The sequence below is a fragment of the Streptantibioticus silvisoli genome (assembly GCF_027947535.2).
In the GTDB taxonomy this organism is placed as follows: domain Bacteria; phylum Actinomycetota; class Actinomycetes; order Streptomycetales; family Streptomycetaceae; genus Streptantibioticus_C; species Streptantibioticus_C silvisoli.
Genome location: NZ_JAAGKO020000006.1, coordinates 141,601 through 163,504, shown reverse-complemented (window position 1 = coordinate 163,504; position 21,904 = coordinate 141,601). Strand labels below are relative to the sequence as shown.

Here is a 21,904-nt window from a genome sequence, read left to right as displayed (position 1 = left end):
GGGCGCGAGGCCCGCTGACGCCACGGGGGTGGGCGGGTGTCGGGCGCGTGGGGACCGGACGGCAGCGGATCACGGCAGACCCGGCTCGGGCCGGGCCGGCGGAATGGTCAGGCTTTCCGTGAACGGGATCGTTTTCCCAAAGCCATCGATGAACCTGAGCCGTCGCAGCAGTACGCCCCGCCGGCGCCGGCCTCGCACCCGCCGGCCGGCCGACGGCCCGCGGTGCCGCTCCCACCGGCGCGGCGCCCCTGGGCATCCGCCCCGACCGCACCTGCGCCCCCTGCGCCGCCGCGCCCCCGCCGCCGCGCACCTAGCGAGGGGCGCCGCCACGAACCCGCCCCGCACCGCACCGGCGGTGACCCGTGCTGACCCCGGACCGCCGGGCGGACCTCCCCCTCGCGGCCGGGGCGGCGCGGGCCGCCGCCGAGCGTGCGCTCAGCCGTGAACAGAGCGGTGGGCAGGGCCGTGAACAGAGCGGTGGGCAGGACGCCCCGCTGGGCGTGCCGGTTCTCGCGTACGTCGCGGACACCGCGGCGAGCGTGCCGCAGCGGACGGCGGTCGTCGACGGCGACGTCGTGTGGACCTACGCCCAACTGCTGCACCGCACCGGCCAGTTCGCCACCGCCCTGCGCGCGGCGGGCTGCCGGGCGGGCGACATCGTCGCCGCCGCGGGCGAGCGGTGCGCCGACAGCGTCGCCGTCCTGCTCGCCCTGGAGAGCCTCGGCGCGGTCTACCTGCCGGTGCACACCGCCTGGCCGGCGCAGCGGGTCGCCGATGTGCTGCGGCGGGCGGGCGCGGCCCTGCTGCTGGCGTACCCGGCCGGCGCGGGCGGCGCGTCCGTGTCCGCCGCCGCGTCCGTAACCGCCGCCGCGGACGTGGGCGTCGCGGTGCTCGGGGCGCCGCGCGCCGACGCCCCGGCGGGCGACGGTGTCCCGCCGGTGGCCGGCGACCGGGCGCTGGAGGCGCGGTACTGCGTCTTCACCTCCGGCACCACCGGACGGCCCAAGGGCGCGCTGGTGGAGCACCGGGGCATGATGAACCACCTGTGGGCCAAGGTGGACGACCTGTCGCTCACCGCCGACGACAAGGTGGCGTTCACCGCGCCCCTGGTGTTCGACATCTCGATCTGGCAGATGCTCGCCCCCTTACTGGCCGGCGGCACCGTGGTGGTCGTCCGCCAGGCCGACCTGAAGTTCCCGCGGGCGCTGGTGCGTGCCCTCGAACAGCACGCGGTGACCGTAGTCGAGCTGGTGCCGACCGTCGTGGGCTGGATCGTGCGTGCCGCCGAACGCCGCGCCGGCCGGTCGCTGCCCGCCCTGCGCTGGCTGATCTCCACCGGTGAGGAACTGCGTCCCGCGTTGGCCGCGCGGGTGCTGGCGGCGGCGGACCACGTACGGCTGCTGAACGCCTACGGGCCGACCGAGTGCTCCGACGACGTCACGCACCACGAGGTGACCGCGGCCGACACCGCGCGCGAACGGCTGCCGGTGGGCCGTCCGATCACCGGCGCCCGCCTCTACCTGCTCGTGTCCGACGGGAACGGCGCGTGGCGGGCGGCGGAACCGGGCGAGGCGGGAGAGCTCTTCGTCGGCGGGGTCGTGGTGGGGCTCGGCTACGTCAACGACCCGGTGAACGACGCGGCCGCCTTCCACGCCGACGGGCTCGACCCGCACTCGCCCACCGGGCGGCTCTACCGCACCGGGGACCTGGCCAGGTTCGGGGACGGGGTCGTGCACTACCTGGGCCGCACCGACCGCCAGGTGAAGGTGTCGGGCGTGCGGATGGAACTGGAGGAGATCGAGGCCGTTCTGTGCCGCCACCCGGACATCGGCGGCTGCGCGGTGCTCGTCACCGGTCCGCCGGCCGCCCCCGAGCTGACCGCGTTCTGCACCGTCGGCGCCCCGCTGGAGACGGCCGCGCTGCGGGCGTACGCGGGGCGGTCGCTGCCGGAGGCCATGGTGCCGCGGTACTTCGTCACGCTGGACGCGATGCCCCTGACCCCCAACGGCAAGACCGACCTGCACGCGCTGCGTCGCCTGGCGGCACCGGACCGCGCCGACTCGGCGCAGGCATGACATGACGAACGACACCGTCGCCCGCGCGCTACGGCCCTGCCGGGTGAGCCGGAGGTGCTCATTCGGCTGGTGATTGGCCGTCACGGGCCGGTTGGGATACAACCCGGGCATCACCCCAACGGGGGTTCGCATCCGGGAGGTTCCATGAGGTCGTCACGTCGTTGTCTGGTCACCGCTGTCGCGCTGGTCGCCGTGTCGGGGGTGGCGGGGTGCCAGCCGAAGACGGTGGTGCCGAGCACGGACCGGGCGGCGGGGCCGGCCGCGGGTTCGGCCGCGGCGGTGTTGGCGAAGCTCGCGGTGAAGCCGGACGGCTCGATGTCGACCTACAACAGGCTGAAGAACTTCGGCGCCGCGTGGACGGACGCGCAGAACGCCACGGGCGGCCACAACCACTGCGACACGCGCGACGACATACTGGACCGGGATCTGACGGCGGTGAAGCGGTCGGGCAAGTGCACGGTGATATCGGGCTCGTTGAAGGACCCGTACACGGGCCGGACGATCAAGTTCAAGCGGGGCCGGGCCACGTCGTCGGCCGTGCAGATCGACCACTTGGTGCCGTTGGGGAACGCCTGGGTGACGGGTGCGTCGAAGCTGCCGCTGGCCGAGCGCAAGGAGCTGGCGAACGACCCGCTGAACCTCCTCGCCGCGGACGGCCCGGCGAACATGGGCAAGTCCGATGACGACGCCTCGGAGTGGCTGCCGGCGCAGAAGTCGTTCGACTGCGAGTACGTGAAGCGGCAGATCGCGGTGAAGTCCAAGTACCACCTGTGGGTCACGGCCAAGGAGAAGGCGGCGATGCAGGCGGTGCTGGACCACTGCGGCAATCAGACGCTCTCGTCGGAGTCGTCGCACGAGGTGAAGCTGAAGTCGTAGCCGCGTCGCCCGTCCGCCTCACCCGTCCGCCTGCGCGCTGGGTATGTCGCGCCGGGTCTTCGCAACTGCCGCGGGCCGGCGCGACGCACCGGGTCATCGCGACGCACCGGCTTTCCGCACCGGCACCGCAGGCCGTCCCCGCGCCGGCGCCACGCCGGCCCACCGGCGGTCACCGCGACGGCGCTACGCCGACCGCAGAGTGAGCAGCGTGATCTCGCTGGGTGCGAAGATCCGGAAGGGCGGGCCCCAGAAGCCGGCGCCGCGGCTGGTGTAGAGCTGGGTGCGCGTTCCGTGCAGGCTCAGGCCGTGCACCACCGGCTGGTCGATCCGGACGAGGTAGTGGAACGGCCAGATCTGTCCGCCGTGGGTGTGTCCGGAGATCTGCAGGTCGATGCCGGCGCTCGCGGCCTGGGCGACGTACTTGGGCTGGTGGGCGACGAGCAGGACCGGCAGGTCCGGGTCCGCGCCGGCCAGTGCGCCGTCCAGGTTCGCGCGGTGTCCGGTCTGCCCGGAGGACGCCGCGGTCACGTCGTCCACGCCCGCGAGCACCAGATCGTCCCCGCCGCGTCCGACCACGACGTGGCGGTTGTGCAGCGGCTCCCAGCCCAGTTCCTCCATGAGGTCGAGCCAGCCCTGGGCCTCGCCGGAGTACTCGTGGTTCCCGGTGACGTACACCTTCGCCAGTCGTGCGCGCATCGTGCCGAGCGGCGCGGCCTGCTCCCGGCGCTGCTCCGGGGTGCCGTCGGCGATGTCGCCGGCGTGGCAGACGATGTCGGCGTCCAGTTCGTTGACCGCCCCGGCGACCCGCGCCGACCATCCGGCGCGGTCGATCGGTCCGTAGTGGGTGTCGGCCAGCACGACGATCCGCGTCCCGTCCAGACCGCGTCCGAGCCGCGGAACGGTGACGTCCAGCCGCTTGACCCGGGGCAGCCGCATGGCCTCGCGGTACCCCCCGGCCAGCAGTGCGGCCGCGACCACCGCGACGGCGACGGCCACGATCCTGGAGCGGTCCGGGTTCCCGACGCCGAACGCGTACAGGCCGAGCCGCAGCAGCAGGCTCAGCACCGACCAGGCGAACAGCACCCAGACCACCCCGAGGGTGGTGTCGGCGACGCGTGCCGCCCGGTCGGACCGCCGGCGCCCGTGCCCCCTGACCATCAGCACCGGCAGGGCGGGCACCGCGGCGGCGAACAGGACCGTGCCGGCCACGACCACCGGGAGCGGCCAGCCGGCGCCGGGGGAGAACAGCGTCCACCAGGGCAGGAGGAACAGCAGGACGAGTATGGCGACCCAGCGCAGCGTCCGCACGGCGCCGCCGCCCCTCCGCCGCCGCGAGGACCCGGCGTCGACGGGTACGCCGGCACCCGGTCCCCCCTCGCGAGCCGACGTTGCGACCGACTCCGACGGTACGACCGGTTCCGCGCCTGCGACCGGTTCCGACGGTGCGCCGTGCTCCGGCCGTACGACCGACTCCGTCCCCGCGACCGGTTCCGACCCGGGGGAATCGTGATCCGTCACTGCGCTGCCCCTCACATCCGCGGTCCGGCCGTTTCCCATCATCCGGCATGGCGGGCCGTCACCCGAACGGGGTCCGCGTCCGCTCGGCCGAACAGCACGCGCCGCCGGGTGTGCTGCCGGGCCGTGTCGTCGCCCGGTTGCCGTGGCGGGCCGGTCAGGACGGTGTGCGGCTGCGGGACGGTGCGCAGCTCGCGGAGTGGTGCCTGCCGTGCGGCATGGCGCGGGGTCGGACCGCGCGGGCGGGAAACCCGCGCCGGGGGCGCATTCGCATCCGCGCGCTCGTCTTTCGGGCCCCGGGCGCGTACCGCCGTTTCGCCCGGGGCGGTCTCAGGCGGAAGTGGCAGCGGCCAGGCGGAGTTCGGTGGGGAGCTGGTCGCGGTTGCGGATGTTCAATTTCCGGTAGATACGGGTGAGGTGTTGTTCCACCGTGCTGACGGTGACGAAGAGACGGTCACCTATTTCGCGATTGCTGTAACCCTGCGCGGCGAGAACGGCGACCCGGCTTTCGGAGGAACTGAGCCGGCCGAAGAGGGCGTCGTTGCCCGCGTCGTCGGCGGCGGGGGCCGGGAGGGCCCGGGTGGCGGCCGGGTGCTTGGGCATCAGGGACTGGCACAGCTCGTCGGCGTGACAGTTCTTGGCCATCCGCCAGGCGCGGCGGGCGATGACGCGTGCCTTGGCCTTGTCACCGCTGATGGCCCGGCTGAGGTCGGCCAGCGCGAGGGCGGCCTCGTAGTGGGATCCGCTGAGCTGGAGGACGCTGAACGCCTTCTCCAGCAGCGCGGGCCGCTCGTGCGGGGCTCGCACCATCGCGAGGGTCCGCAGCGTCATCCCGTAACTGGTGCCGGAGAACAGGTCGGCACGCCGGAACTCCTCCTCGGCCAGCGCGGTGGCCCACTCCCGTTCGCCGACGCCCAGCAGCGCCTCGGTGGCACCGAGCCGCCAGGGGACGAGGGAGGGGATGTCCATGTCCCACTCGCGCATCAGCTCGCCGCAGGCCATGAAGTCCGCCTGCGCCGCGTGCGGGTGCCCGGTGGCGAGGTAGTGGCGGCCGCGGGCGTGCAGGTAGTGCAGTCCGGCGAGGGTGTGGAACAGCGCGCGGGGCACCGGACGGGCGAGGCATTCGGCGGCCACCTCGTGGTTTCCCATCGAAGTGCTGGCCTGGACGAGGGAGTTGATGGCATGCCCGACGCTGACGTTCCAGTCCTGGCCGGGCATCTGGCGCAGGGCGGCGGAGGCGCGTTCGGCCGCCGCCTTCAGGTGGCCCTGCCGGTAGGAGATCATCGAGCGGAAGCCCAGGAGCATCAGGCGGCCGGCGGGGGCGCCGCGGCGGTTCGCCTCGGTCATGAGCCGGTCGCACCAGGCGTCGGCGGACTCCAGCCGGTCGGCGTAGACCAGGCCGAGCAGGGCGGGGGCGGCGGTGCCGATCGGGCCGGAGGTGAGTCCCTCGTCCTGGAGGGTCTGCTCGATCCGGACGATGGTGTGTTCGTCGACGGTGTTGCGCAGGACCGCCGACAGGGATTCCGCGATGCGCAGGCCGGCCGACCCGGTGCCCGGCCGGAGCGGTCCCGTGGCGGCCTGCGGCGCGCGTCTACGGGTTAAGCGGGCGTACACGCCGGGGTAGATGGAGGACATCAGCAGCTCGGTGGTGCGCAGTTCCTCGTCGATGCCGGCGGTGGCGTCGACGTGGCCGATCACCTCCAGGGCGTCCTCCATCCGCAGGTTCCACAGCAGTGCGGCGGCGGAGGTCAGCGCGCTGCGCACGCCGATCTTGCCGGCCAGGATGGGGGCTTTGAGGGTGAGGAAGCGGTCGCTGCTGTTGCCGGGTTCCTGGAGCCAGTGCAGTTGGGTGAGCTGGACCTTGATCTCGTTCTGGGTGACTTCGTCGGCGCAGCAGTCACGGGCCAGCTTGAGGTAGGTGATCGCCCGGGTCAGGTCGTGGGACGACTGCGCCTGCTGGGCGGCCTGCCGCAGGACCGGCAGCGCCCACTCGTGCCGGATGGGGTCGACGGCCACCAGCTGGTCGGCGACGGCGGTGGCCGGTGCGCCGTCGTCGTACAGGAGCTGGGCGGCCTTGGAGCGCAGGGCGCCGTGTTCGCCGACCGGGATGTCGTCCAGCACGCAGGCACGGCCAGCGGGATGTCGGAATTCGCGCCCGTCGAGGATGCCGAGGCCGGTCAGGACCTCGATGCCGCGCTGGGCGGTGGCGGTGTGCACGTCCGCCAGCCGGCTCAGCAGCTGTACGTCGGCGGTGTCGCCGAGTACCGCGATGCCGCGGGCCACCCGCACCGCCAGCGGTCCCACGTTGCGCACGCAGGTGACGACGGCCTGCTGGTAGGCGGAGCCGACCACGATCTCGTCGGCGTCGGGCCGGCCGAGGCGGTCGCGGTCGTCGAGCAGGGCCTTGATGATCAGCGGGTTGCCGCGGCTGAGGCGGTAGAGGTCGGCCGGTGAGCCGATGCCTTCCCCGCTGCCGCGTTCGGCGGCCAGCAGGCGGCCGACCCCCTCACGGGTGAGCGGCTTGAGGTGGATGCGCCGGACGCTGGAGCCGTAGATGAACGCCTCGACCGCCGGCAGCGGGGTGTGGTTGAGTCCCGCGTCCCAGGTGACGACGATGGACAGCGGCGAGAACATCATGCGGCGCGCCAGGTAGCGCAGGCAGTGCAGGGACTCCTCGTCGGCGAACTGCACGTCGTCCACGATGATGAGGACGGGCCCGTTCCTGACGAGTTCGGCGGCCGTGCGGTGGGTGTCGCGGGCGATGCCGGCCCGGTCGCTGCGCCGCTCGTTCAAGGTGAGCAGCTGCCCGAGCATTCCGTACGGGAGACTTTGTTCGTCCCGCGAGCACATCGCGTTGAAAATGGTCGCCCCGGCCGCCCTCGCCTTTTCGTTGAGGTCACGCAGGAGTGTTGTCTTTCCGGTCGCGGTAGAACCTCCTATGACCGCGACGACGCCGTTCCCACTGAATGTGTCGGCGATTATTGAATTGAGTTCCTCTACGACTTCTTCACGCTCTACCAAGAACACCGCAAAACTCCCCCGGTCGGACGGTATTTGGAGCTGAAGTTCTACCTCCATCGCTCATTCACTGGAGATGAGCGGCTTTCCATTTCACCGTTAGAACAATTTTCAAGCAACGCGGAACGCGCAGATCATTTAGCGCCGAAGACTAATCACAGCAGCCCCGGGCAGTCAAGCTTGCATTGCTGTGCATCTTGACGCTTCGCCCGTTTTTCGATAGTCGGCGATACATGCGGCGATATAACCGACGTGGAGCCTTCCCCGCCGAATCGCCCACGAACGCGGCCAATCGCACGCCGCACCCCCCTCCCGGGAGCGGACCGGGAAGGCGGGGCGAAGTCCAGGAGAGCGAGCCCAGGTCATGATCCCATCACGTGCAACGGCGGCCCGTTGAGGCCGGAACACCACCCCTGACCAGCGGAAGCGTCAGGTCTGCACCATCGCGGGCAGTCGGTTGGCAGCTACGACGCACGCCGGGACCGCAGCGGTTCCCATGGCTGCCCCCTACACCCAAAGCCCTGACGAACGCCCATGAGCCCATGAAGCGTTATGAGAGTGCTTATGCACTCAATCCGGTCCCACGCCATCGAGCGGCACCGGGACGGCCGTTGATCTGCCGCACGGTGACCCAGCGTCGCCATGAACGCCGGCCGTCGGCATCGCCGGGCCAGAACGGCTGCGGGCGACGAGCGCGGCCGGACTTCCGACGTGCGCGCCCCTGCCACTGCCGCGTCGCCGTGACCGGTGCCGACGAACACGGCGCCCCCGGGTCGACGGCGGTCGGCGGCACCGGCCGGGGGGCGGACTTCGGGGAGGTCGCCGCGTTCGCAGCGGGGCAACGGTCACGTTCCGTGACGGGCCATGGAGCGGGCGCCGATCGGCGGCGCTCACGGACGCGGACCGGCGAATTCCGAAGATGTCCGAGCGGGAACGCGGCTTTTCCCCGGCAGAAGACGACAAGGGCACCGGCAATATGGGCGGGCGGGACGGGTTAGGGGTTGACAGGGGGTCAGTTGGTCAAAGGATCAATTTCCCGGAAGGGGGCGGCCAAGGGCAGCGGAAGGGCCCGGCGCGGCAGTCGCCTCCACGGAACATGAATGTGCCAGTGCCACATACGTGAAGGACCTCCACGTCGGCGGCGGCGCCGGAGCACACGTACGCCAGGCTCATCGGGCCGGTGACCCGATGAGCCTGGCGTGATCGATCGTGTCCTGCGCGGGCCGTTCGCGCTCCCGCGCGTCGCGGCGATTGTTCCGGCCGTCGCGCGGCCGGCGCCGGGGCTGAATTCCCCCGCAGGTCGGCGGGCTATTCCGCCACGGAGGCGAGCGCGCGCACGTGCTCGGCGAGCGCCGCCGGGGTCGGCCGGGAGAAGACGTCGGCCAGCTTCAGGCGGACGCCGGTGACCACCTTCACCCGCTGGAGGAGCTTCGCCGCCAGGAGCGAATGGCCGCCGCTGACGAAGAAGTTGGTGTGGGCGGTCGGGCTGTCGTCGTCGAGGATCTCGCGCCACAGGCCGACCAGGGCCGCGGTCAGCTCGTCGTCCGACCCGGGTGCCTGCTCGGTGGCGTGCCGGACCCGGCTCTCCTCCCCCATCCGTACCAGCGTGGGGTAGTCGGTCTTCTCGTTCGCCGTGACGGGCATGGCGTCGAGCACGACGAAGCGGTGCGGCACGGCCGACGGGGGAAGTTCGGCGCGGGCGTGGGCCCACAGCCGGTCGACCGTGCCGGGCTCGTCCGGTGCCTCGACGAAGGCCACCAGGATGGCGTCGGCGCTGGGGTCGCCGACCACGACGACCGCCGCGCCGCGCACGGTGTCGTGCCGCGCGAGCACGCCCTCGATCTCGCCCAGTTCGATGCGGTTGCCGCGCAGCTTGACCTGGCGGTCGGCGCGGCCGAGGACCTGAAGGTCGCCGTCCGGCAGCCACTTGGCCAGGTCACCGGTGAGGTAGTACCGGCCGTACACGGGGTGCACGCGGAACCGGTCGGCGGTCAGCTCGGGCCTGCCGTGGTAGCCGGCGCCGACCCCCTCGCCGGCGATGCACAGCTCGCCGAGCACGCCCACGGGCAGTTCCCGGCCGTCGGGGGCGACGACGAAGGCGACGGTGTTACGGACCGGCCGGCCGACGCCGACGACACCGCCGACGTCGGGGCCGACCCGGCCGGCGGTGGACCAGATGGTGGTCTCCGACGGGCCGTAGACGTTGCGCAGTTCGCACCCGGTGGCGACGAGCCTGCGGGCCAGCGCGACGGACATGGGCTCGCCGCCGCACAGCACCTTGCGGCCCGCCAGCACCCCGCCCGCGGCGTCGCAGACCAGTCGCCAGGTGGTGGGAGTGGCCTGCACCAGGCCGACGTCGTACCGCTCGATGAGGTCGGCCAGCACCCGGCCGTCGGTGCGCGCCTCGTCGGGGGCGACCACCACGACGCCGCCGGAGAACAGCGGCATCAGCACCTCCAGGGCGGAGATGTCGAAGGCGAAGGTGGTCAGCCACAGGGCGCGGTCGCCGGGCTCGGCGCGCAGTTCCTCGCACATGTGGGCGATCAGGTTCGCCAGGTTGGCGTGGCTGAGCCGGATGCCCTTCGGCCGGCCGGTGGAGCCCGAGGTGTAGATCATGTAGCCGCAGTCCGACCCCTGCGGCCAGCGGATGTCGTCGTCGGCCGGGACCGCGTCCTGCACCCGCACCAGCGGTACGACGGGCACGTCGACGCCTTCGGGGACGACGAAGCCGTCCCGGGCGACGACCGCGGCCACGCCGGAGTCCTTCAGCAGGTAGGCGATGCGCTGCTCGGGGTGGTCCGGGTCGAGCGCCAGGTATCCGGCGCCGGTCATCCAGATGCCCAGCAGCGACGCGCCGAGCCCGGCGCCGCGCGAGGCGGCGGTGGCCACCACGTCACCGGGGCCGACCCCGGCCGCCAGCAGCCGGTCGCGGGTGGCCACGCCCATCTGCCACAACTGCCGGTAGGTGACGGTCAGTCCGTTGTCCTCGAAGGCGACGGCGTCGGGGGTGACCGTCACGTGGTCCGCGACGGCGCGCAGGACCAGGGGCGCCTCCTGCTGACTTGCCGTCATGTTGGCGTCCTCGATGACCAGCCGGTCCCGGTCGCTCCACGCCGGGGTCTCGCGGATCGGCAGGTCGGGGTCGTCGCCGACGGCCATGATGAACGACTCGTAGCGGGCGAGGACGGCCTCGATGTCGGCGCGTTCGAAGACCTCCTCGTAGTAGACCGCCCGCAGCCGCGTCGAGTCGGGCGCGGCGATGATGAAGAACTCCAGGTCGAACTTGCTGTAGCCGTTCTCCACCCCGATCGGCAGCGCCTTGTGGCCGCCGAAGTCGATGGCGCCCAGCCCGTCGAACGGCACGTAGTTGAACATGTGCCGGAACAACGTGGTGCGCCACGCCGAGTCGGTACGGGAGACCTCCTGGAGGATGACGTCGGTCGTCACGTCCGCGTGGGCCATCGCGCCGAAGAAGACGTCGCGGGTGCGCTTGACCAGCTGGCGGAAGCCCTCCTCGAAGTCGACCTTCACCCGCAGCGACAGCGTGTTGACGTGGTAGCCGATCGCGCGACCCGCCTCGGGGCCGCGCACGTTGACCGGGGTGCCCACCACGACGTCGTCACCGGCGCCGTGCCAGGCGAGCAGCGCGTAGTAGGCCGCGAAGAGGATGACGGCCTCCGGGGCCCTCAACTCCTTCTGGAGCCTGGCCACCACGTCGCGGGCGTCCGGTGAGAGGTCACGGACCACCGTGGCGCCGACGAGGGTCGGCTCGGCCGGACCGTCGGCCCCGACCGCCAGGGCCAGGTCGCTGGAGTCGACGTCCTTGAGGTGCTCGCGCCAGAAGGCCAGGCTCTTGCCGCTCGGCTCGGCCTCCGCCGCGGGCCGCACCACCTGGCGCAGTTCCGCGGGGACCTCCTCGCCGGCGACCAGCGCGTTGTAGGCGGCCACCAGGTCCTCCATGAAGAAGCCGACCGACAGCCCGTCGAAGACCAGGTGGTGGGCGACGACACAGAAGACGTCGACGTTCCCGGTGGAGAACGTCGCGGCCCGGATCAGCGGGCGGCCGTCGAGGTCGAAGGGGCGCGCGGCGAACGCTTCGAGGTCGCGCTGGACCTCCTCGTCGCTCGACGCGTGCGTCTCGACGACCAGGCCGGCGTCCTGCGGCGCCAGGACGTCCTTGACGAGGCTGATCTCCTGGAGGTGGAAGTTCGTGCGCAGGATTTCGTGCCGGCGAACCAGGAGGTTCATCGCCTCCTGGAACGCCGCCGCGTGCAGCCGGCCGTCAACGCGAAAAGCGAACGGAATGTTGTTGACGCCGGTGCCTGGTACGAGAGTCTCCAGGAACCACAATGCATCCTCTTTGGCAGTTGCAGGAACAATCCCGTCGGGCTGCATCATGGTCCCTTTCGACTCCCGTATTACCGGTTGGAACTACTTCGCGGAAATGTAGGCCTTGGCGCTGTCCACCGGTCCGGTCGGCGGGTCCAGGGTGAACAGCTGCGCCACGATGGTGCAGCGGTTCGCCACGGTGCCGCAGTGCACCGGGCCGAGGTCCGGGTAGGGGGCGGTGTCCGACCAGATGTTGTAGCTCTCGAAGTCGGTCTGCGCCATGAACGCCGGCCAGATGCCGCCGTCGCCCATCTGGAACTCGCCGTTGGCGTCGGTGGTGACGTCAGCGGTCCAGTAGTAGTTGCACTTCGCCTCCGGCCAGGCCGGCTGGTCGCACTCGGCGACGTAGAGCCGCTCGTTGGGCTGGAAGCCGGTGCCGTGCACGGCGACGGCGTCGTAGGTCTGGTGGGCGCCGAACCCGACGGTCCTGGCGAGCTGGTGACCGTCGGTCACCGTGATGGTCGGTACCCCGGTCTTCGGGTGCGACGTGCCGGCTCCGGCGTGGGCGCCGGCCAGCGCCTGGTGCGCCGGGGCCGCGACGGCCAGCTGGCCGCTGCTGATCCCGAGGCCGGCGGCGACCAGGACGGCGGCAGCGGCGCCGACCGTCCATCGCCCGAATTTCATCTTCCTCAACTTCGCGCTCCGTATCGTCTCGTACGGCGGCCACAATTGCCAATGCGTTGCGGCAGGATCACCAATTCACTGAAAGCGATCAGGCTGCACATTATGCGTGGGGTTCCCGGCACGGAACCCCTATTCGAAACCGTTCGCGTCAGCCCCTACGGTCCCCTATAAGCGGGTTACTCGCGCGTGGCGTCCAACGCGGCCAGTACGTGTTCGGCGAGTTCGTTCGGGGTCGGCACGTCGTAGACCGCGGCGGGCTCCAGTTCCAGGCCGGTGAGTTCGTTGAGCCGGTTCACCAGTTGCACGGCGGTCAGGGAGGCGAAGCCCATGTCCAGGAACTCCTTGTCCCCCTCGACCTGCGAGGGGTCGCCGAAGCCCAGCACGGCGGCCGTCTGCGCGAACACCAGCCGGACCACCACGCTCTCGCGTTCCGCGCCGGAGGTCTCGGTCAGCAGCCGGGCCAGGTCCGGTTCGTCAGCGCTGTCCTGCCGCGGCGCCCGCCGGGCCCCGGGGATCTCGTCGAACAGCCGGCTGGGGCGTTCCCGGGTGAAGGCGGGAGCGAACCACTCCCAGTCCACGTCGGCGACGACGATCGACTGCCCGCCGGCCAGCGCCAGCGCGCCGGCCGCCGTGTCGGGCTCGACGGGCCGCAGCCCCGCGACCGCCGCCCCACCGTCCGGCGACCAGCCGAGGACCACGTGCGTGACCCGTGCACCGGGCCCCCGGTCGTCGCAGGCCAGCGCCTCGGCGAAGGCACTCACCGCGCTGCCGGCGCCGTGGCCCCGGCTGGCGCCGAATCCCGGTTCGGCGGACACCACGACGAACGCCTCCAGCGTGTCGCGGTTGGCCAGGCCGGCGAGGCGGGCGATGTCGTCCACCTCGGCGTCGGCGCAGTCCGGCGCGAGGTCCGCCAGGTCGGCGGCGATTCCGGCCCCGGCGATGTGCACGACGGCGCCGAACGGCTCGGCGAGATCGGCGCCGGCCGTCTCGACCGCGATCCCCAGGGCGCCCAGTTCGGCCGCCAGGTCGCTGTCGGAGTCGGTCAGCAGCAGGCGTTCGGCGCCGTTGCCGGCCAGCCAGCGGGCGACCTCGGCGCCCAGCGCGTCGGTCCGGCCGCTGAGCAGCACCGTTCCGCGCGGCGACCACCGGCCGCCGGGCCCCTCACCGGTGACCGGGGCCAGCCGGCGCGCGAAGACCCCCGAGGTACGGACGGCGAGCTGGTCCTCCTCGGTGCCGGCCAGCACGCCGGTCAGGCGGTCGACGGTCCGCGCGGTCACCTCCGCGGGCACGTCGACGACGCCGCCCCAGCGCAGCGGGTACTCCAGCGCCGCGGCCCGGCCCAGCCCCCAGACCATCGCCTGCCGCGGATCACGCACCCGGTCCGACCCGCCGACCGAGACCGCGCCGCTGGTGGCCACCCACAGGCGGCCGTCGACGTCGGCGTCGGCCAGGGCCTGAAGGGTCACCAGGGCGGCCTGCGGGACCAGCGACAGCACGCCGGTGACACCGCCGGCCGCCGACTCGGCGCGGACCTGGGTGAACCGGCCGGCCAGCGCCTTGCGGTCGGCGTCCGGTGCGATCTCCAGCACCGTGACGTCACCGCGCCGCGCCAGCGCGGCGACCAGTTCGCGGTCGGTGTCACCGGTGGGCACCAGCACCAGCCAGCGGCCCGGGAGCACCCTGCCGTCGCCGTCGGGGACCGGGCGCCACACGACACGGTGCCGCAGGCCGTCCGACACGGACCGCTCACGGCCGCGCTGCCGCAGCCGGGCGAGCATCGGTGCGACCTGACGCAGGGAGTCGTGCCCCTCGCCACCCACCCCGAGCACCTCGGCGAGGCCGTCGAGGTCGGCGCTGTCCACCAGGTCCCAGAACCTGGCCTCGACGCTGTCGGGGCTGCCCGCGGCCACCACCGGCTCGGCCGGCCGCGGCCAGTAGTGCCGGCGCCGGAAGGCGTAGGTGGGCAACTGCACGTGGCCGGGGGTACGTCCGGTGAACGCCGCCGTCCAGTCGACATCGACGCCGTGGGCGTGGGCGCGGCCGAGCGCGGTCAGGAAGCTCAGCGGCTCGGCCTGCTTCTTCGCCAGCACCGGTGCCAGGACGGCGGCGCGGTCCTGGGCGGTGGAGAGGATGTGCTGGGCCATGGCGGTCAGGGTCGCGTCGGGCCCGATCTCCAGGTAGAGGCCGACGCCCTGGTCGCGCAGGGCGGTGACGGCGTCGCCGAACCGCACGGCCTGCCGCACGTGCCGCACCCAATAACCGGGGTCGGTCACCTGACCGGGCTCGACGAGCCGGCCGGTCACGTTCGACACGAGGGGGATCACCGGTTCGCGGTAGGTGAGCCGGGCGGCGATCTCGCCGAACTCCGCCAGCATCGCGTCCATGTGCGGCGAGTGGAACGCGTGGCTGACGCGCAGCCGCTTGACGCGATGCCCCTGGTCGCTGAGGGTTCCCGCGATCCGCAGCACGGCGGCCCGGTCGCCGGAGACGACCACCGAGGCGGGCCCGTTGACGGCGGCGACCGACACGCGGTCCTCGTGCCCGCGCAGTTCTTCGAGCACCCGCTCCTCGGACGCCTGGACGGACACCATCGCGCCGTTGGCCGGCAGCGCCTGCATCAACCGGCCGCGAGCGGCGACCAGTTCACAGGCGTCGGCCAGCTCCAGCACACCCGCCACGTGGGCCGCCGCCAACTCACCGATCGAGTGGCCCGCGACGACATCGGGCACCACACCCCACGACGACACCAGCCGGTACAGGGCGACTTCGAGAGCGAACAACGCCGCCTGCGTGAACACCGTCCGGTCCAGGGCCGGTTCGGCCGCCGCGAACACGATCTCCTCGACCGGCCGGTCCAGGTGCGCGTTCAACCCCGCGCACACCTCGTCGAACGCTTCGGCGTACACCGGATACGTCGCGTACAACTCGCGGCCCATACCGGCACGTTGCGCACCCTGACCGGTGAACAGGAACGCCGTCCTCGGACGCGACCGCGCCACACCCGACACCACACCCTCGTCGCCACGAGCCAACGCCCGCAGTCCGGCGAGCAGTTCGGCACGGTCGGCGCCGACCACGACGGCGCGGTGCTCCAGGTCGGCCCGGCCGGTGGCCAGCGCGTACGCCACCTCGGCGGTGCCGGCGTCGTCGTCGGCGACGAACTCCGCGAGTCGGCCGGCCTGCGCCTTCAGCCCGGCCGCGCTGCGTGCCGAGACCGTCCACGCCATGGCGGCCGGCTCCGGCTCGCTCGCGCCTTCCACGGCCGGTTCCGGCGCGGGCTGCTCGATGATGACGTGGGCGTTGGTGCCGCTGATGCCGAACGACGACACACCGGCCCGGCGCGGACGCTCCCCCCGCGGCCACGGCTGCGCCTGGCTCAGCACACTCACCGCACCCGACGCCCAGTCCACGTGCGGGGACGGCTCCTGCGCGTGCAACGTGGCCGGCAGGACACCGTGCCGCATCGCCATCAGCATCTTGATCACACCGGCCACCCCGGCCGCGGCCTGCGTGTGACCGATGTTCGACTTGACCGACCCCAGCCACAACGGCTGGTCCTCACCGCGTTCCTGGCCGTACGTCGCCAGCAACGCCTGCGCCTCGATCGGGTCACCCAACGACGTACCGGTACCGTGCGCCTCGACGGCGTCCACCTGCGACGCGGAAACCCCCGCGTTGGCCAGCGCCTGCCGGATCACCCGCTGCTGCGACGGACCGTTCGGCGCCGTCAGACCGTTGCTCGCACCGTCCTGGTTGACCGCGCTGCCCCGGACGACGCCCAGGACGCGGTGCCCCAGCCGCTCGGCGTCGGACAGCCGCTCCACCAGCAACATGCCGATGCCCTCAGCCATGTTGGTGCCGTCGGCCGCCGCCGAGAACGCCTTGCACCGGCCGTCGGCCGCCAGACCGCGCTGCCGGGCGAAGGCGATCAGGGTGTTGGGGGTGGACATCACGGTGACGCCGCCGGCCAGGGCCATCGAGCACTCGCCGCGACGCAGCGCCTGGCTCGCCAGGTGCAACGCCACCAGCGACGACGAGCACGCGGTGTCCACGCTGACCGCCGGACCCTCAAGACCGAACGTGTAGGAGACACGGCCGGACAGCACGCTGCCCGCGACACCGGTGAGGATCTGCCCCTCCAGCCCCTCGTCGAGGTGACCGCTGAGCAGTCCGGCGTAGTCCTGGCCGGTGGCGCCGACGAAGACACCGGTCGCACTGCCGCGCAGCGTCCCCGGGTCGATGCCGGCCCGCTCCAGCGCCTCCCACGACACCTCCAGCAGCAGCCGCTGCTGCGGGTCCATCGCCAGCGCCTCACGCGGACCGATCCCGAAGAACTCCGCGTCGAACTCGGCCGCACCGTGCAGGAATCCACCCTCGCGGGCGTACGTCTTGCCCGCCGCGTCCGGATCGGGGTCGTAGAGGTTGTCGATGTCCCAGCCGCGGTCGGACGGGAACGGCGAGATGGCGTCACCGCCGCCGGAGACCAGCTCCCACAGCTCCTCGGGCGAGCCGACACCGCCGGGGAAGCGGCAGGCCATGCCGACGATCGCGACCGGCTCGTCGTCCGAGACCGCCACCGGCACGGCGGAAGCGGACGCGTCCGCGGGCCGGGCCAGGGAGAGTTCGCCCATCAGATAGCCGGTGAGCGCCTCCGGCGTCGGGTAGTCGAACACCAGGGTCGGCGGGAACTTCAGCCCGGTGGCTATGCCGAGCCGGTTGCGCAGTTCGACGGCGGTGACCGAGTCGAAGCCCAGGTCCTTGAAGGCCCGCCCGGTCTCCACCGTGTCACCGTTGTCGTACCCGGCGACCGTCGCGGTGAGCGAACGGACCAGGTCGAGCACCGCCGAACGAGCCTCCGCCGCCGGCAGGCCGGCGAGCCGGCCGGCGAGTCCGCCGCGCTCCGGCTCCGCCCCCGCCTCGCTCGCGCGGGCCTCCACGGCCTCGCGGGCGGCGAGGACCTGCGGGATCTCGTCGAACAGACCGCTCGCCCGGGTGGCGGTGAACGCGGTGTAGTACCGCCCCCAGTCGACGTCCGCGACCACGACCGATCCGAGACCGGCGGCGACCACCTCACCCATCGCCGACAGCGCGAGTGCGGAGTCCATGGTCGGCCAGCCGTGGCGGCGCAGCATCTCGCCCATCCGCCCGGTGACCGCCATGCCCTCGGTGCCCCAGGCACCCCAGGCCACCGAGGTGCCGGCCAGCCCGGCGGCGCGGCGGGACTCCACCAACGCGTCCAGGAACGCGTTGCCCGGCGCGTAGTTGCCCTGCCCCGGCACGCCCACCGTGCCCGCCAGCGACGAGAACATCACGAACCCCGAAAGGTCCAACTCCCGCGTCAACACGTGCAGATACCAGGCCCCCAGCACCTTCGCCCGCAACACCCCACCGATCTGCGACGTCTCCAACGAGTCGATGACACCGTCGTCCAGCACACCGGCGGTGTGCACCACACCGGAGAGGTCGCCACTCAACCGCTCCACCAGCGCCGTCATCCCGGCCCAGTCGCTCACGTCACACGCGACGACTTCCACCTCGACGCCCAGCGACACCAGTTCGTCCCGCAACGCGTCCGCGCCCGGGGCCTGCGGACCACGCCGGCTCACCAGCACCAGACGGTCCGTACCGCCCTCACGCGCCAGCCAGCGCGCCGCGTCGGCGCCCAGGCCACCGGTGCCGCCGGTCACCAACACCGTTCCCCCCGGGCGCCATTCACCACCCGCGACACCGGCACCCGACACCGGCACCAACCGCCGCACGAAGACACCGGAGGCACGCACCGCCACCTGATCCCGCACCACCCCACCCTCGGACAGCACACCGACCAGGCGATCCAGCACCCGACCGGTCACCTCCGCCGGAACATCCACCAGACCACCCCAACGATCCGGATGCTCCAACGCCGCCACCCGACCCAACCCCCACACCAACGCCTGCCACGGATCACGCACCACATCCGCCCCACCCACCGACACCGCACCCGACGTCACCGCCCACAACGGCGCCTCGATCTCCAGGTCACCCAGCGCCTGCACGGCACTGACGGACAGCCCGAGGCCGGCGGAGGCGCTCTCCTGGTCGGCCGCGAGGTCACCGGTCACCGTCGTCCCGGCGAGCGTCAGCAGGGACATCACACCGGCGACCGGTGGCAACGGCTCGTCCGCACCGGCGCCCAGGGCCACGCGGATGCCGTCGGCCAGCACGGCGCGATCGCTTCCGGGCGCGACCTCCAGGGCCACGACGTCGCCGCGACCGCACAGCCCGGCCAGCAACGCGGGCACGACACCGTCGTCAGCCGCACCGGATGGCGTCAACACCAGCCAGCGGCCGGTCAGTTCACGGGCGCCTTCCAGCGCCGCAGGACGCCAGACCGCCTCGTAACGCCACCCGTCGACCAGCGAACGCTCCTGGTCGTGCCGCCGCCACTCCTCCAGCGCCGGGACGACCTGTTCGAGGAGGTCCCGATGTTCACCGGCGTCCAGTCCCAGCGCGCCGGCCAGACCGCCCAGGTCCCCCTGCTCCACCAGCTCCCAGAACCGCCCGTCCACCGCACCGGCGGCGCCGGTCTCCCCCACCGGGTTCTTCCCGGTCTCCAGCCAGTAACGGCTGTGCTGGAACGCGTAGGTCGGCAGGTCGACCACCTGCGGCGCAGCGTCTGCGAACGCGGGGGTCCAGTCGACCTCGACCCCGTTGACGTACGCACGACCCAACGAGGTGAACAGCCGCCGCAAGCCGCCCTCTTCACGCCGCAACGTCTCCACCACGCAGGAGGCATCGACGGCCGGGTCCTCCGCGACAGCGTCCAAGGTGTCCTGCACGCTCATTGCCAGCACCGGATGCGGGCTGACCTCCACGAACACGTAACGACCCTGCTCCGCCAACGCCCGAGCCGCCTCCGCGAACAGCACCCGACTCCGCAAATTCCGATACCAGTAAGCGGCATCCATGCCGGCGGTGTCCGTCACCTCACCCGTCACCGTCGACCACATCGGCACGGATGAAGTCACCGGCCTGACCTGCGACAACACCTCCAACAGGTGATCCTCGATCTCCTCCACATGAGCCGAGTGCGACGCGTAGTCCACCGGCACCCGACGAACCCGCACCCCCTCCCCCGCCCAGAGGGACGCGATCTCCTCCAACGCAGCGTCATCGCCGGACAACACCACCGACGACGGGCCGTTGACGGCCGCGATCGACACCCGATCCGCCCACTCCCCCAACCGCTCACCGACCGCGTCAGCACCGAGTGCCACGGACAGCATCCCGCCACGCCCCGCGATCACCCGGATCGCCCGACTCCGCAATGCCACCACCAACGCGGCATCCTGAAGGCTCAACCCGCCCGCGACACACGCCGCGGCGATCTCACCCTGCGAATGACCCACCACCACATCCGGCACCACACCGAACGACTCCCACACCGCCGACAACGACACCATCACCGCCCACAACACCGGCTGCACCACATCAACCCGATCAAACACACCCCCCTCCACCACCTCCAACAACGACCAACCATCAACAAACGGCTCCAGCGCCGCAGCACACTCGGCCATCCGCTCACGGAAGACAGGAGAAGCGGCCATCAACTCCACCGCCATACCCGCCCACTGCGAACCCTGACCCGGGAAGACGAACGCCACCTTCGGACGCGAACGCCCCACACCCACCACCACACCGGCACTGTCCGCACCCGACACCAACGCCGACAACCCCGCCAGCAACTCCTCCCGGCCCTCACCCACCACCACCGCACGATGCCCCAACGCACCACGACTCGCCACCAACGAATGACCCACATCGATCACGTCACCCGCCACCCGCTCCAACAACCGGCCGGCCTGCCCCCGCAACGCAGCCTCACCCCGCGCCGAAACCACCCACGGAACAACCCCCGCAACCCCCACCGAGGCGGAACCATCAGCCGGAGCACTCGCCGTCGAATCGACCGGAGCCTGCTCCAGGATCACGTGGGCGTTGGTGCCGCTGATGCCGAACGAGGAGACCGCCGAGCGACGCGGACGCTCCAACTCCGGCCACGCACGCGCCTCTTGCAGCAGCGAAACCGCACCGGCCGACCAGTCGATGTGCGGGGACGGTTCATCGACGTGCAGGGTGGCCGGCATGACACCGTGCCGCATCGCCATCAGCATCTTGATCACACCGGCCACCCCGGCCGCGGCGGCACTGTGACCGATGTTCGACTTGATGGACCCCAGCCACAACGGCTGGTCCCCGTCCCGCTCCTGGCCGTACGTCGCCAGCAACGCCTGCGCCTCGATCGGGTCACCCAGCGACGTACCCGTACCGTGCGCCTCGACGACGTCCACCTGGGACGCGGGAACGCGGGCGTTGGCCAGCGCCTGGCGGATCACCCGCTGCTGCGACGGACCGTTCGGCGCCGTCAGACCGTTGCTCGCACCGTCCTGGTTGACCGCGCTGCCCCGCACCACCCCCAGAATCCGGTGACCCAGCCGCTGCGCGTCGGACAGCCGCTCGACCAGCAGGACTCCGACGCCTTCCGCCGCACCGAACCCGTCGGCCCCTGCGGCGAAGGACTTGCAGCGGCCGTCGCGGGCCAGACCGCGCTGCTCGCTGAAGCTGACGAAGATGCTGGGCGCGGTCATGACGGCGACGCCGCCGGCCAGCGCGAGGGAGCAGTCGCCCTGCCGCAGCGCCTGGCACGCCAGGTGCAACGCCACCAGCGACGACGAACACGCGGTGTCCACGCTGACCGCGGGGCCTTCGAGGCCGAGCGCGTAGGACACCCGGCCGGAGGCCACGCTGGTCGCCATGCCGGTGAAACCGTACGCGATCAGTTCGTCCGGGATGGTGTTCTCGTCCCCCCACCCGCCACCGCCGACGATGCCGGTGAAGACACCGGTCCGGCTGCCGCGCAACGCCTCGGGGTCGATGCCGGCCCGCTCCAGCGCCTCCCAGGAGACCTCCAGCAGCAGCCGCTGCTGGGGGTCCATCGCCAGCGCCTCACGCGGGGTGATGCCGAAGAAGTCCGCGTCGAAGTCGGCGGCGTCGTGCAGGAAGCCGCCCTCGCGGGTGTACGTCTTTCTCGGCGTGTCCGGGTCCGGGTCGTAGATGTCGTCCATGTCCCAGCCGCGGTCGGCGGGGAACAGGGTGATCGCGTCGCCGCCGCCGTTCACCAGGTCCCACAGGTCCTCGGGGGAGCGCACACCGCCCGGGTAGCGGCAGGCCATGCCGACGATGGCGATCGGTTCCCGGTTCGTCTCCTCCAGGTCCTGAAGGCGGGCCCTGGTCTTGTGCAGGTCGGCGGTGATCCGCTTGAGGTACTGGACGAGCTTGTCGTTGTCAGCCATCACGGGCCTTCTTTCCGGGAGTTCACGGCGATACCACGCAGGCGTGTCTTGTGGATCGGGGCGGATCGGGAA

At 72.0% G+C, this 21,904-nt stretch carries 7 protein-coding genes; 2 read left to right on the top strand and 5 right to left on the bottom strand.

Going from position 1 to position 21,904, the window contains the following annotated elements; translation table 11 throughout:
• The first annotated feature begins 362 nt into the window (after positions 1-362).
• A complete protein-coding gene (locus POF43_RS06680; protein ID WP_271324350.1) occupies positions 363-2,075 on the top strand; it encodes an amino acid adenylation domain-containing protein in 1,713 nt (570 codons plus the stop codon).
• A 144-nt stretch (positions 2,076-2,219) separates the two neighbouring features.
• Positions 2,220-2,951 (top strand): HNH endonuclease family protein, encoded by a 732-nt coding sequence (locus tag POF43_RS06675; RefSeq protein WP_271314299.1) that lies wholly within the window; start codon positions 2,220-2,222, stop codon positions 2,949-2,951.
• A gap of 183 nt (positions 2,952-3,134) precedes the next feature.
• Here the strand turns inward: POF43_RS06675 and POF43_RS06670 are convergent, their stop codons facing one another.
• The 5 genes from POF43_RS06670 to POF43_RS06650 form a co-directional block, all read right to left on the bottom strand.
• Positions 3,135-4,259 (bottom strand): metallophosphoesterase, encoded by a 1,125-nt coding sequence (locus tag POF43_RS06670; protein WP_271314300.1) that lies wholly within the window; start codon positions 4,257-4,259, stop codon positions 3,135-3,137.
• A gap of 537 nt (positions 4,260-4,796) precedes the next feature.
• Positions 4,797-7,544 carry a helix-turn-helix transcriptional regulator gene (locus tag POF43_RS06665; protein ID WP_271324349.1) on the bottom strand — a complete coding sequence of 916 codons (2,748 nt, stop codon included), beginning with the start codon at positions 7,542-7,544 and terminating at the stop codon, positions 4,797-4,799.
• A gap of 1,248 nt (positions 7,545-8,792) precedes the next feature.
• Complete coding sequence (locus POF43_RS06660) at positions 8,793-11,879, bottom strand: non-ribosomal peptide synthetase (protein WP_271323945.1); 3,087 nt, start codon at positions 11,877-11,879, stop codon at positions 8,793-8,795.
• A gap of 36 nt (positions 11,880-11,915) precedes the next feature.
• The gene (locus POF43_RS06655) at positions 11,916-12,497 is read right to left on the bottom strand and encodes a neocarzinostatin apoprotein domain-containing protein (protein WP_271315424.1); all 582 of its coding nucleotides are present in this window, start codon (positions 12,495-12,497) and stop codon (positions 11,916-11,918) included.
• 176 nt (positions 12,498-12,673) lie between these two features.
• Positions 12,674-21,832 carry a type I polyketide synthase gene (locus tag POF43_RS06650; RefSeq protein WP_282704456.1) on the bottom strand — a complete coding sequence of 3,053 codons (9,159 nt, stop codon included), beginning with the start codon at positions 21,830-21,832 and terminating at the stop codon, positions 12,674-12,676.
• Positions 21,833-21,904 lie beyond the last annotated feature (72 nt).